The sequence below is a fragment of the Streptomyces sp. NPDC044063 genome (assembly GCF_056434285.1).
The window spans coordinates 363,001-375,748 of the sequence record NZ_JBWKFM010000002.1; the positions used below are offsets into that span (position 1 = coordinate 363,001).

The following is a 12,748-nucleotide window of genomic DNA, read 5'->3' on the forward strand; positions in this document are numbered from 1 at the left end:
GGCGGTCCGGTGCGCCGGGGGCGCCGGACCACGCCGTCGTCGACGGACGGGCCGTAGCCGTTCCTTCCCACCATGGGCTCGGGACGAGATGGCCGCACCTCAGCGCCATTGGCCCCCTCCGGACCACCCCCACCGGCCCGGTGCTGGGCCAATGGCACAGCGTTTTCGCCTCGCCTTGAGCCATCAGCCGCCGGGGTGCTCTGATGGGGGAGTCGATGGCGCTGTGGGTCCTCCCCAGCGCCTTTTTCGTGCCGATCTTCGGGAAGGACGGGCATTCGTGCTGAGGAGGCTGTTCGTGGCGCCGGATCCGGGGCGGCTGAGGCTGCGCACCGGACTCCGCGCCGTGCTGGGCGTGGGGCTCGCGGTCGCCACCGCCCGGTCGGCGGGGCTGCCGCTGCCCGCCGTCATCCTCGGCGGGCTCGCCGCGCTCCTCGCGCTCTTCACCGTCGGCGACGCGACCGTACGGCGCCAGGTGGTCACCACCGGGCTGCTGCCGGTCGTCGGCCTGCCCGTGCTCGCCCTGGCGGCGTCCCTCCACGGCCTGCCCCTGGCGCGTGACGTGGTGTTCCTCGCCGTGGTCTTCTGCGGGGTCTACGCGCGGCGCTGGGGAGCCCGCGGCCAGGCGCTGGGGATCTTCGGCTTCATGATGTTCTTCGCCACCCAGTTCCTCCACGCCGTGCCGGACCAGCTGCCCGCGCTGTACGCGGCCGTGACCCTGGCCCTCGCCGCCTCCTGTCTCGTCCGCTTCGGACTGTGGTGCGTCGAACGCCGCACCCCGCCGCCCGCCGGCCCCGCCCCCCTCCAGGCGCGCGGCCTCGCGCGGCCCACCACCCGGCTGGCCGTCCAGAACACCGTCGCCTGCGCCCTCGCCCTGGGCGTGGGCCAGCTGGTCTCCCAGGAGCGCTGGTACTGGGCCGTCGGCACCGCCTGGTGGATCTTCGTCAACACCGCCTCGCGCGGCGAGACGCTCGTCCGGGGCTTCCGCCGTGTCGTGGGCACCCTCGTGGGCATCGGCGCGGGCCTCCTCGTCGCGGTGCCGCTGCACGGCGCCCCCGCGCCCACCGCCGCCCTCGTCGCGGTCTGCGTCTTCGGGATCTTCTACACCGCCGCGCCCTCGTACAGCTGGATGATGTTCTTCGTGACCGTCATGGCCGGCCTGCTCTACGGGCTCCTCGGCGTGCTCCACCCGGGCCTGCTGGAGCTGCGCCTGGAGCAGACCCTCGTGGGCGCCGCCGGCGCGGCGATCGCCGTCTCCGTCGTCCTGCCCGTCACCACCCACGGCGCCACCGACGCCTGGATCCGGCGGGCGCTGCTGGCCGTGCGCCGCTGCACGGCCGAGTCCGCGCGCCGTCTGGCGGGCGACGCGGCCGCCGACCCGGCCCCGCACGTCGCCGAGCTGGAGTCCCTGCTCGCCAAGGTGCGGGTGTCGCTGGCGCCGCTGCTGCACCCCCTCAGCCCGCTGCGGGCGCGCCGCGCCCGGGCGGTGGAGGTCATGGCCCACCTCGACGAGTGCGTACGGCAGACCCGCGGCCTCGCCGAGGTCGCCGCCGACCCCGACGCGTCCCACGACGCCCGGCTGACGGCCGCCTGCGCCCGGGTCGAGGCGGCGCTGCTCGCCGTGGCCGGCCCGGCCGAGGGCGTGCCGGCCGCCGGGCCCGCGGGCGTCGTCCACCACCCCGGCGCGGAGCGCGCCCTCGCCCACCTGGACGAGCTGGAGGCCGCCCTCGTCTCGCTGGCCGCGCCGCTGCGCGGCGGGCGGCGCGAGGTCCTCGTCGACGCCTGAGCCCGCGCCCGGTCACCCACCACCCTGCGTGACCGTCGGTGGCACCCTGTAGCGTCGGGTCCGACGGTCGCCTCCGCGGCCGCGACGACGGGAGGGGCGGGGCATGGCGGGCAGTGCGGGAACGGCGGGGCGGGGTCGCCGGCTGGCGTACATCGGATCGTTCACCGAGGCGGGCGGCCCGGGACTGACCGTCGCCGAGGCCGACGACGCCACCGGCGCCCTGACGCCCCTGTACACCACCGACGCCGTGACGAACCCGTCGTACCTGGCGCTGTCGCCCGGCGGTGACGTGCTCTACGCGGTGAGCGAGACGGACGAGGGCTGCGCGGCCGCGTTCTCGCTGGCCGACCCGGCCCGCCCCGAGCCGCTCGGGGCACCCGTCCCCGTGCGCGGCGACGGCCCCACCCACCTCGCCGCCACCGGCCCCTGGCTGTTCACCGCCAACTACGGCTCGGGCAGCGTCAGCGCCCTGCCCGTCCGCCGCGGCGGGCTGCCCGGCGGGCCCTCGGCGGTGCTCCCGCACCGCGGCGCCGGACCGGTGGCGGACCGCCAGGCCGGCCCGCACGCCCACGCGGTGGTGCCCGACCCCTCGGGGCGCTGGCTGCTGGCCGTCGACCTCGGCACGGACTCGGTGTGGACGTACGCCCTCGACCCCGCCACCGGCGCGCCCGCCCCGCGCGGCGAGACGGCGCTGCGCCCGGGCAGCGGCCCCCGCCACCTGGTCTTCCATCCGCGCGGCGACCGGGCGTACGTGCTCAACGAGCTGGAGCCCACCGTCACCGTCTGCCGCTGGGACGCCGCGGACGGGACGCTGGAGCCGGTGGGGGAGACCCGGGTCCTGCCTCTGGGCGCACAGGCGCCGAGCTATCCGTCGGCGCCCGTCGTCTCGCCCGACGGCCGGTTCCTGTGGGCGGCCGTCCGCGGCGCCGACGCCATCGCCACCCTGGCCCTCGACGCGTCGGGCGACGGCCTCGCGCTGCGCGGCACCACGGGCTGCGGGGGCCACTGGCCCCGGGATCTGACGGCGTGCCCGGACGGGCGGCTGCTGTACGCCGCCAACGAGCGGTCCGGCGACGTGGCCTGGTTCACCGTGGACCCCTCGACGGGGATGCCCGTCTGGGGCGGCTCGCTCGGGGTACCGGCCGCGTCCTGCGTGCTGCTCGTCCGAGGTGGCCCGACAAGGGCCTGACGGGCCGTCGGATGCCGTCCGGGCTCCAGGAGGCCCGTACGCCCCCGGGAACGCCTGGAGGGGCCTCCTGTGGCGGAGGCCCCTCCAGCGGCGGTGTCCCGATGACGCGTCAGCGGACCGGCACGCCCTGCGGCGCCGGCTGTACGGAGATGCCGAGCGTCTCGGCGTACTTGGCGAGCACGAGCTTGCCGACGGCCGGGTAGGCGCCCAGCGGCTCGGCGGCGGCGCAGCCGGCCTCCTTGGCGGCCATGGCGGTCAGCGTCTCGTCGACCTCCGGCCCGATGAGGCAGGGGGCCAGGGCGAGGTGCTGGGAACCGGAGCCGCGCAGCTGGTCGGCGGCGCGGGCCACGGCGCCCTCCTCGTCCAGCGCGGCGGCCAGCACGGGCACCGCGAGCCGGGCGGAGAGCAGCATGCCGGTGATGCCGGCGGCCTGCACGGCCTCGTCGCCGCCGACCGTGGCGAGCACGATGCCGTCGGCGGCCGTCGCCACCGTGAACAGCCGGGCGCGGTCGGCGCGGGACAGGCCGGCCTCGGAGAGGCGGACGTGCAGCGCCTCGGCGAGCAGCGGGTGCGGGCCGAGCGTGTCGGTGAGCTCGCTGGCCGAGCCGCTGTTCATCAGGGCCTGGCGTATACGGCGCAGGGCGGCGCTGTCCGGCCCCGCGAGCAGCGGCACGACGACGGCGTCGGGCGCCTGGGCCCAGACGTTCCCTTCGCCCGCCGCGTCAGCCGCTTCGCCATCGCGAGCGGCGCGCTGGGAGGCGGCGAAGGACAGCACGGCCTCCAGCGGGGGGAAACCCTCGGCGTCGGCGTCCGCGTCCACGTAGCCGACGCGCGCGTCCAGGCCGGGGAGCTCGGAGCGGGCGATGCTCAGGGTCTCCTCGGCGAGGCGCCGCGTGGCGATGTCGGGCGTACCGGTCACGGCCAGCACCAGCGGGGGCGCGCCCGCCGGGGCGGCCACGGGCTCCGGCCGCCGGTGCCGTCCGGGCTGGCGGGGACGTGGCATTCGTACAGGCAGGCCGGGCGTGGGCCCTGTGGGGGAGCTCATGGCGCCGCATCGTAGTCGTTCATGGGGCTCGGACGTTCGGGTGGGGGGTATCTGCGCAACGTCTGTCCGGATTTATTCGATGGCTCATACGATCAGCGCAGATATGATCAGCAAATGATCCAGAGCAGCGTTCCGTCCACCGGGAGCGTCAGCCCGTCCGTCGCGAGTGCCGTGGCCACGGTCACCGCGCCGGCCAGTGGATCACCCTGCGCCGAGATCGTCCGGACTCCGGGAATGTGCGAACGCAATCCCTCTTGCAAAGGTTCGAGCAGTGGGGCGCCCAGGCCGAACAGACCACCCGTGAGGGCCACCTCCCCCACGCCGGGGGGACACACCGCCGCGGCCGCGGCGGCGAGGTGGCCGGCGGCCGTCCGCAGGATGCCCGCGGCCACCGGATCGTCCGCCGCGCAGCGCCCCACCTCGGGGGCGAAGGAGGCGAGGACGGCCGGCCGGTCCGCGCGCGGGTAGAGCCTCCCGGGCAGCCCCGGCGCCGGACCGAACACCGTCTCCGCGCGCGCCAGCAGGGCCCGCGAGCCGCCCGCCCGCCCGTCGTACGCGCGCAGCGCCGCCTCCAGGCCGGCCCGGCCGATCCAGGCCCCGCCGCCGCAGTCACCGAGCAGATGACCCCAGCCGTCGGCGCGCCGCCAGCCGCCCCCGGCCGTCAGGTCCGTGCCGAGCGCGACCACCCCGGTGCCGGCCGCGACCACGGCGCCCGGCCGCTGGCCCAGGGCGCCCGCGTAGGCCGTCACCGCGTCGGAGGCCAGCGCGAGCCGGTCCGTGCCGAGCGCGTCGCGCAGGGCCGCGGGCAGCGCGGCGCGCAGGTCGTCGCCCAGCATGGCCATGCCGGCCGCGCCCACACAGACGGCCGCGCAGCGGTCCGCGCCGGCCTCGCGCAGCAGCTCCCGGGCCACGGGCAGCACCGCGCCGAGCAGGTCCCGCGCGTCGATGCCCCGCTCGCCGACGGGCACCGGCGCGGGCGAGGACCGCCGCAGGACGGGGCCGCCGGCGCCGGCCGGCGCCAGCGCGACCCGGAGGCCCGAGCCCCCGGAGTCGACCGCCAGGACGTGCCCGGCCGGGCTCAGGGCAGCCGCCAGTCCACGGGCACCGAACCCTGCCGCGTCAGCAGGTCGTTGGCCCGGCTGAACGGCCGCGAGCCGAAGAAGCCGCGGTCCGCGGACATGGGGGAGGGGTGGGCTGACTCCACGCACGGTACGCCGTCCAGCAGCGGCCGCAGATTGCGCGCGTCCCGCCCCCAGAGCACCGCCACCATCGGCCGGCCGCGCGCCACCAGGGCGCGGATGGCCTGCTCGGTGACCTCCTCCCAGCCCTTGCCGCGGTGCGCGGCGGGCTGGCGCGGGGCCGTCGTCAGAGCCCTGTTGAGCAGCAGGACGCCCTGTCGCGTCCACGGCGTCAGGTCGCCGTTGGAGGGGCGGGGAAGACCCAGGTCGGTGTTCAGCTCGCGGAATATGTTCTCCAGGCTGCCGGGCAGCGGGCGCACCTCGGGCGCCACGGAGAAGCTGAGCCCCACGGCGTGCCCGGGGGTGGGGTAGGGGTCCTGCCCCACGATGAGCACCCTCACCTCGTCGAACGGCTGCTGGAAGGCACGCAGCACGTTCGCCCCGGAGGGCAGGTAGGTCCGGCCGGCGGCGATCTCGGCCCGCAGGAAGTCGCCCATCGCGGCGACCCTCCCGGCCACCGGCTCCAGCGCCTTGGCCCAGCCCGTTTCGACGATCTCGTTCAATGGTCGTGCAGCCACGGAGCGTCACTCTAGTGGCTCAGGCCGTGCGCGCACGAACCCGCCCTCCCGGAGGGGCCGGAAGGGCGGGCGGTGGAGCGGTGCGCGGTGTTCCGGGCGTCAGGCGCCCATCATGTGGACACCGCCGTCGACGTGGACGATCTCGCCCGTCGTCCGCGGGAAGAAGTCCGACAGCAGGCCGACGACGCCGCGTCCGGCGGGCTCGGGGTCGGTGAGGTCCCAGCCGATGGGGGCGCGGTGGTTCCACACGTCCGCGAGCTCCTCGAAGCCCGGGATGGACTTGGCGGCCATCGACTTGATGGGGCCCGCGGCGACGAGGTTGCAGCGGATGCCCTTGGGGCCCAGGTCACGCGCGAGGTAGCGGTTGGTGGACTCCAGGGCGGCCTTGGCCACGCCCATCCAGTCGTACTTCGGCCAGGCGACCTGGGCGTCGAAGGTCAGACCCACGACCGAGGCGCCCTCGCGCATCAGCGGCAGCAGCGCCATGGTCAGCGACTTGTAGGAGTACGCCGAGACCTGGACGGCCGTGGAGACGTCCTCCCAGGTGCCCTCCAGGAAGTTGAAGGCGCCCTGCGGGCCGAAGGCGATGGAGTGGACGACGCCGTCGAGGCGGTCGGCGTACGGACGCACCTTGTCGGCCAGGCCGTCGAGGTGCTCCTGGTTGGTGACGTCCAGCTCGATGACCGGCGCCGGCTTGGGCAGGCGCTGGGCGATGCGCTCGACGAGGGGGAGCCGGCCGAAGCCGGTGAGGATGACTTCGGCGCCCTCGTTCTGGGCGACCTTCGCGGCCTGGAAGGCGATCGACGACTCGGTGAGGACGCCGGTGACCAGGATGCGCTTCCCGGCGAGGGTGCTGTTCATGGCGGTGGGTTCCCTGTTCTCGGTGGCGGGATGCCGGTGGCGGGATGCCGGTGGCGGGGGTGCGGGTGGGCTCAGGTGGGGGGTCAGGCCGTGGGACGGTCCACGGACTCGCCCGTGGTGCGTTCGCCCAGGACCAGGACGACAGCGGCCAGCAGCGCCATCGCCACGGCGATGACGACGAAGAGCGGCCCGGCCCCGTAGGACTCCAGCACCGGCAGCAGGACGAACGGCAGCGCGGCGGCGCTGAGTTTGGACAGCGAGTAGGCGAGGCCGGAGGCGGCCGCGCGGATCGCGGTGGGGTACTGCTCGGCGAGGTAGACGTGGGAGACGTTGGCGAAGACGTTGCTGGCGAGCGTGTACCCGAACCCGCACAGCACCAGCAACGGCGGGGTGGCGGCGTAGGCGAAGCCGAGCCCGGTCAGCACCATCGCGCCGGCGGACAGGGCCACCAGCACCTTGCGTTCGACGCGGTCGATGATGGGCAGCGACAGGGCGGACCCGATGGGGTAGCCGACGAAGGACAGCGCCGTGTACCCCAGTCCGGCCACGATGCCGTAGCCCTTGGCGGCCAGGATCTGCGGCGCGAGCGAGCCGAATCCGTAGTAACCGACCACCGACAGCACACAGATGAGCCACAGCATGATCGTGCGGCGGCGGTAGGTGGCCGAGAACACGGTGCTCAGCCGCGCCCGGTCGGGGGCGGTGGTCTCCGGGGCGGCCGTCGGGCCGGGTGCGTCCTTGGTCAAGGACGTCGCGGCGGCGGGGGCGGTCCGGGCCGCCGCCGGCACCTCGGCCTCCATGGCGGCGACCAGGCGCTCGGCCTCCTCGTGCCGGCCCACCGCGTCGAGCCAGCGCGGCGACTCGATCAGCCGGCGGCGCAGGATCCACACGACCGCCGAGCCGAGCGAACCGGCGATGAAGAGCCAGCGCCAGCCGTCGATGCCCAGTGGGGACAGCGGTACGAGCCACAGCGCCGCGAAGCCCACGGCGGGCACGCCGCAGAAGGCGATGGTGTAGGCCCAGGCGGTGTACCGGCCGCGTTTGGACGCGGGCAGGACGTCCGCCAGGTAGATGTCGGACAGCGACTGCTCGGCGCCGATGCCGATGCCCGCCAGGAAGCGGGTGGCGATGAGCCAGGCGGCGTTCGGGGAGAACGCCCCGAGGAGCGAGAAGCCCGAGTAGAGGGCCAGGTTGATGAGGAAGGCGCGGCGTCGGCCGTAGCGGTCGGCGACCCGGCCCAGCACGAGCGAGCCGATGAACTGTCCGATGAAGGCCGAGGCCAGGACGAGCTTGAGGGTCGTGGCCCCGAAGGCGAAGTCGTTCTGGAGGACCTTGGAGACGGTCCCCGAGAGGTTGTTCTCGAAGGTGTCGAACAGCAGGCCGATGCCGACGACGGCCGTGAGTCTGCGGTGGACCGGGGTGATCGGCATCCGGTCCAGCCGCTCGCCGACGGACGCGGCGCCGGCCGGCCGGATCCCGGTCCGGTCGATGGTGGTCTCGGTCATGGAGGACGTTCTCTCCTGGGCGGGGGCACTCCTGGGCGGGGCACTCCTGGGTGGGGGACGGGGGAGGGGGCGGCCGGCCCGGTGCGGCCGGCCGCCCGGCGTCAGGCCGCGACGCGGCCGTCGCGGTCCACCTCGCCCCGGCGGACGGGCGCGCTGACCTCGTGGAGGTACGAGGCGACCTCGCGGTAGGAGGCCCAGAAGCCCACCTCGTGGTAGGGCACGCCGCGCTCGGCGCAGTACTCGCGGGTCAGTTCGCGGGCCCGGGCCAGGCTCTTCTGCGGCATGGCGGGGAACAGGTGGTGTTCCACCTGGTAGTTGAGGCCCCCGTAGAGGAAGTCGATGAACCAGGACGGGCGGATGTTGCGCGAGGTGAGCACCTGGCGCTCCAGCCAGTCCAGGGTCTCCTCCTCGCCGTCCCGGACCTGCATGCCCTTGTGGTTGGGGGCGAAGATCATTCCGAAGTAGACGCCCAGCGAGGCCTGCTGCACCAGGATGAACGCCACGGCCAGCACCGGCGACAGCAGGGTGAAGACGCACGTCAGGTAGATGGCCACGCGGGTCGCGAGGAGCACCGACTCCAGGACGGGGTTCTTGGTCTTGCCCTCCGCGATCGACTTGACCGCGGTCTTGTGCATCTTGAAGGACTCGAGGACCAGCAGGACGAAGAACAGGACGCTCTGGTAGCGCACGATGAGGCGCTGGTGACCGCGGCGGGAGGCGTACTGCTTGATGTCGAATATCGCCGTGCGGCGGCCGATGTCGGGGTCGAAGTCCAGGTGGTTGGGGTTGCTGTGGTGGCGGTTGTGGTGGTTGACCCACCAGCCGTAGCTCACGCCGTTGACGAAGTTGGCGTGGAAGTAGCCCACCGCGTTGGCGGCCTTCTTGTTACGGAACATGGCCTTGTGGCCGGCGTCGTGCCACATGAAGGCACTCTGCCCGCCGCACAGGCCCATCCACAGCGCCACCAGCAGCTGCCACCAGGAGTCGCCCAGCAAGAAGAAGGCGGCGAGACCGGCGACGATCAGAGAGGTGTTCAGAGTCAATCGCCAGGCGTAATAACGGGGATTGAGATCGAGCAGCCCTTCCGCCTTCACTCTCTTCAGTAGTTCGGAGAATGTGGCGGACGCCCCGGTACGGGGTTGCTGGGCCGGCGCTTCACGGTGTTCGTCGAGTGCCGTGACGTTTCCGGGTTTCGTTCGGTCGGCGTGCGGAGATTGCATGCGTGTTGCTCCCCTTGGACGAAGCGCCCGGTCATGTGGACGGCGGCGCCGCGACCATTTCCGGGCAGAACAGTTGCGGCGAAGCATTTCGCGCCGTACTGATACGGCGCTGATATGTCGGTTCGCCCGTGATCATCAGGCCGCGGCGTGCCGCTCGGCCTGGAGCCGGGCGTCCAGCGCCCGCACGACGTCGTCGGCCTCGCGGGCGATCGCCTCGTCGTCGGGAAGCCCGATGATGCGCATCAGGTAGTCCACCATCGACTGCCTCAGGACGTCGGTGCTGCTCTCCTGGGTCATGACTGCCTCCTTGCGGGCTCGTGGAGCCGGGCGGTTGGGTCAGATGGGTCTCAGAACGCGTTGCAGGCGCGGAAGATGTGGGCGAAGCCCGCCAGGGAGGCCTGGTCGTCGAACGCGACGTACTCGGGGAGCGTCGCGTCGGGCGCCCACTTGTGCTTGTAGGCCAGCTGGGTCTGCGCCGGGTACAGCGCCTCGCCGTGCTCCCACAGGAAGTGCATCAGCCAGCGGAACGCCGGGCTGTGACCGGGCAGTTCGTTCTCCTCGTCGAGGCCGGTGAAGGGCGTGAAACCGAAGTGCAGCCACTCCACCCCCTCCTCGCGGAACCGGTCGATGGCGAACGAGTTGATCGCCTCCATCAGGCCGGGGGAGCCGCTCGGCACGCGCCGGCTGAGGTCGTGCATCCAGCCGGCCCGGGTGCCGAAGACGGGCGAGTACGAGATGTAGGCGACCGGGGCGCCCTCGATCGACCCCACGAAGAGCCGGCGGTGCCGCTGCGCGTCGCCGCCGACCTGGCCGACCAGGAACTCCAGGGGCCGGGCCTGCTCGCCCTTGGAGCCCAGCCAGGCCTCGTCGATCACCGCGAGGGCCGCGCCGCAGTCCTCGGCCGGCACCTCCTCGACCGTCAGGCCGTTGCGGAACGCCCGCGAGATCTTGTTGCGCAGCTGCATGAAGCGGGTGCCGCGCAGGGTGAAGTCCGGCAGCCGTACGGCCCAGGAGGCGCCGATCTGGTTGACGGTGAACCCGCGCGCCGCGTAGCGCTCGGCGTCGTGGCGCTGGAGTTGGACGCCGACCGGGCGCAGCCCCTGCTCGCGGACGTGGTCGAGGTACCGGTCGAGCAGGACGTCGTACGCGTCCGGGGCGGCGAACGGGCCGCCGAGCTGGACCGCGTACCGGCCGGTGCGGCGGTAGACGACGACGCCGTCGGTGCCGGGAGCCGAGAAAACGCTGTTACCGGTGTTCATCGCCAGGAACGAGCTGGCGTTCTCCGCCTGGGTGTGCGTGCGGACGGCCCGCAGAATCGGGCTGTCCGAATCGACAATTGCGGACACGTCGATGTCCCCTTCTCGAAGAATTGCGACGGAGAGAGTAGAGCACGTTCCGGAGGCAAATCGGAAGGGATTATGGCCGGTTGAACACATGTCAGCACTGCGTCAGTCGGATATCAGAGCAGGCTGTCATGGTAGGTGCTGTGAACGGCGCGGGAGACCGCGCCGGACCTTATGGCGCACATCAATTGCAGGAGTTTTTCACGGGGGTGTGAAAGGAATTCATCGTGCCGGGATCGCGGGATTGCCCGATGGTGTCGCCCGCCAGGTCCCTGTGTCTGTCCCTCGCCAGGCTGTCCCCCGGGCCGGCGACGGGCGTATGGTCTCGGTGGGCCGTATTCGCGGAGATACGGCCCACCGGGACCTTTTTGCGTGGCCGCCCTGCCGCGGCGGCCCCGCCAGCTGACGTCCGCCTGTTTCCGTCGCACCGGAGTCCCCGTGGATACCAGAGATCTCGCCCGCGCCTATGAGGACCTGCTGGCCGCCGTCGAGTCCTTCACCGCGGCCGGGGCGATCACGGACGCCGACCGCACGACGGCCGACTGGCTGCTGACGCACATCGCGCTCACCGACGGCATGCTCGCCCGCGCCGCCCGCGCGCTGATGACGGGCGGCACGGCGTGCGTCGACAACGGCGCGTGCATGTCCCGGGAGGTGATCGCCGCGGCGATCACCTCCTCGACGCATGCCGAGCGGGTGGCGACGATGCGGCACGGCGCGCTCCAGCTGCTGGACCTGGTGGGCCGGATGTCCTGGGACGTGGCGCTGTCCGAGGTGACCGTCCGGCTGGTCGACCGAGGGGGCCGCGAGGTCTTCGCCGGCGAGCTCCGGTGGGCCGACGTGATGACCATGCGCACCCATGAGCACCTCCCCGGGCACGCCCGGGCGCTGCGGGGGTTCGTCGCCAACCTCGGCTGACCCACGGCCCCTTGGCCGCACGGGCCCTTCGACCGGTGTGCCGACACACCGGTACCGTGGGATGGGAAAAAATACCGTCGTGAAGTAATATTTCTTCCGAGGGTCCTGCCGGAGCGGAGGGCCGAGCGCGTCCAGGGGCGGCCCGTCCGGAACGAGCGCCACATCCTCATCCACGCACAGAGCGGCAAGGGAGACAGTCGTGCTGAGCTTCTCGATACTCGGAGCGCTGGAGATCCGCACCCCGAGCGGTCCGGCGGAGATCCCAGGGGGTCTGCAACGCACCCTCGTCCAGGCGTTACTGGTCAGCGAGGGCCAGGCCATCGCGGGGGACACCCTGATCAACGAAATGTGGGGGGAGGCCGTCCCCGAGAACGAGGCCAACGCCCTCCAGGCGCACGTCAGCCGGCTCCGCAGGCGGCTGAAGGCCCTGGAACCCGAACGGGACGCGTCCCGGCTGAGCATCCACCCCTCCGGCTACCGGCTCTCCCTGGAGGAGGGCGAGCTGGACGGGGCCGAGTTCATCTCCCTGGTCCGGCGCGCGGAGGCGGGCGCCGGCAGCGACCGCGACGAGGCCGCAGCGCTCACCCGCACCGCCCTGGCCATGTGGCGCGGACCCGTCTTCGGCGGCCATGTGGGCGGCCCGGTCTGCCAGACCGCCGCCGCCCGGTACGAGGAGTACCGGATGCGGGCCCTGGAGCTCTTCTTCGACGCCGAGCTCAAGGCCGGCCACCACGCCGCCATCCTCGCCGAACTGCGCGAGGTGCACGCCGGGAACCCGCTGCGGGAGTACTTCTGCGAGCAGCTCATGATCGCGCTCTACCGGTCCGGACGGCAGGCCGACGCCCTGGACACCTACCGCCGGATGTGGCACCGGCTCTCCGAGGAACTGGGCGTCGAGCCCTCCCCGGCGCTGCGGCGCGTGGAGCACGCCATCCTCTCCCACCACCCGGCCCTGAGCACCACCGGTGATGCCCGCTCAGCCCTCCTGGAGGCGGTCTGACGGGTGCGCGGCCGTGCGATTCCCACCCACCCCGCACCGCACACCCGCCGGCGCGGGGGGGGGGGGGGGGGGGGGGGGGGGGGGAGGGAGGGAGGGGGGGGGGGGGAGGGAGGGGGGGGGGGGGGAGA

Annotated in this window: 12 protein-coding genes; 4 read left to right on the forward strand and 8 right to left on the reverse strand. The window is 73.4% G+C overall.

The genetic code is table 11. From position 1 onward, the window contains the following. The first annotated feature begins 295 nt into the window (after nt 1-295). Complete coding sequence (locus AC07BS_RS05195; RefSeq protein WP_478930311.1) at nt 296-1,783, forward strand: FUSC family protein; 1,488 nt, start codon at nt 296-298, stop codon at nt 1,781-1,783. A 103-nt stretch (nt 1,784-1,886) separates the two neighbouring features. After that, nucleotides 1,887-2,972 carry a lactonase family protein gene (locus AC07BS_RS05200; RefSeq protein WP_478930313.1) on the forward strand — a complete coding sequence of 362 codons (1,086 nt, stop codon included), beginning with the start codon at nt 1,887-1,889 and terminating at the stop codon, nt 2,970-2,972. A gap of 109 nt (nt 2,973-3,081) precedes the next feature. Here the strand turns inward: AC07BS_RS05200 and AC07BS_RS05205 are convergent, their stop codons facing one another. From AC07BS_RS05205 to AC07BS_RS05240, 8 genes are all read right to left on the reverse strand, one after another. Further along, a complete protein-coding gene (locus AC07BS_RS05205; RefSeq protein ID WP_478639692.1) occupies nt 3,082-4,017 on the reverse strand; it encodes a sirohydrochlorin chelatase in 936 nt (311 codons plus the stop codon). A 107-nt stretch (nt 4,018-4,124) separates the two neighbouring features. After that, nucleotides 4,125-5,111 carry an N-acetylglucosamine kinase gene (locus tag AC07BS_RS05210; RefSeq protein WP_478930346.1) on the reverse strand — a complete coding sequence of 329 codons (987 nt, stop codon included), beginning with the start codon at nt 5,109-5,111 and terminating at the stop codon, nt 4,125-4,127. Next, nucleotides 5,096-5,773 (reverse strand): uracil-DNA glycosylase, encoded by a 678-nt coding sequence (locus tag AC07BS_RS05215; protein WP_478930315.1) that lies wholly within the window; start codon nt 5,771-5,773, stop codon nt 5,096-5,098. The genes AC07BS_RS05210 and AC07BS_RS05215 overlap by 16 nt, the downstream gene beginning before the upstream one ends. 99 nt (nt 5,774-5,872) lie before the next feature. Then, on the reverse strand, nt 5,873-6,634 hold the full coding sequence (gene fabI / locus AC07BS_RS05220) for an enoyl-ACP reductase FabI (RefSeq protein WP_478930317.1): 762 nt from the start codon (nt 6,632-6,634) through the stop codon (nt 5,873-5,875). Between the two features lie 83 nt (nt 6,635-6,717). Next, nucleotides 6,718-8,139: an MFS transporter gene (locus tag AC07BS_RS05225; protein WP_478639686.1), complete on the reverse strand. Its 1,422-nt coding sequence runs from the start codon at nt 8,137-8,139 to the stop codon at nt 6,718-6,720. Between the two features lie 101 nt (nt 8,140-8,240). Further along, the gene (locus AC07BS_RS05230) at nt 8,241-9,359 is read right to left on the reverse strand and encodes a fatty acid desaturase family protein (RefSeq protein ID WP_478639683.1); all 1,119 of its coding nucleotides are present in this window, start codon (nt 9,357-9,359) and stop codon (nt 8,241-8,243) included. A 135-nt stretch (nt 9,360-9,494) separates the two neighbouring features. Continuing rightward, the gene (locus AC07BS_RS05235; RefSeq protein ID WP_478639682.1) at nt 9,495-9,656 is read right to left on the reverse strand and encodes a hypothetical protein; all 162 of its coding nucleotides are present in this window, start codon (nt 9,654-9,656) and stop codon (nt 9,495-9,497) included. Between the two features lie 50 nt (nt 9,657-9,706). After that, on the reverse strand, nt 9,707-10,705 hold the full coding sequence (locus tag AC07BS_RS05240; RefSeq protein WP_478639679.1) for a DUF2156 domain-containing protein: 999 nt from the start codon (nt 10,703-10,705) through the stop codon (nt 9,707-9,709). A 435-nt stretch (nt 10,706-11,140) separates the two neighbouring features. Between AC07BS_RS05240 and AC07BS_RS05245 the strand changes: the two genes are divergently transcribed. Continuing rightward, on the forward strand, nt 11,141-11,620 hold the full coding sequence (locus tag AC07BS_RS05245) for a hypothetical protein (RefSeq protein WP_478930320.1): 480 nt from the start codon (nt 11,141-11,143) through the stop codon (nt 11,618-11,620). Nucleotides 11,621-11,819: 199 nt separating this feature from the next. Beyond that, nucleotides 11,820-12,620 carry an AfsR/SARP family transcriptional regulator gene (locus AC07BS_RS05250; protein WP_478639676.1) on the forward strand — a complete coding sequence of 267 codons (801 nt, stop codon included), beginning with the start codon at nt 11,820-11,822 and terminating at the stop codon, nt 12,618-12,620. Nucleotides 12,621-12,748: the final 128 nt, after the last annotated feature.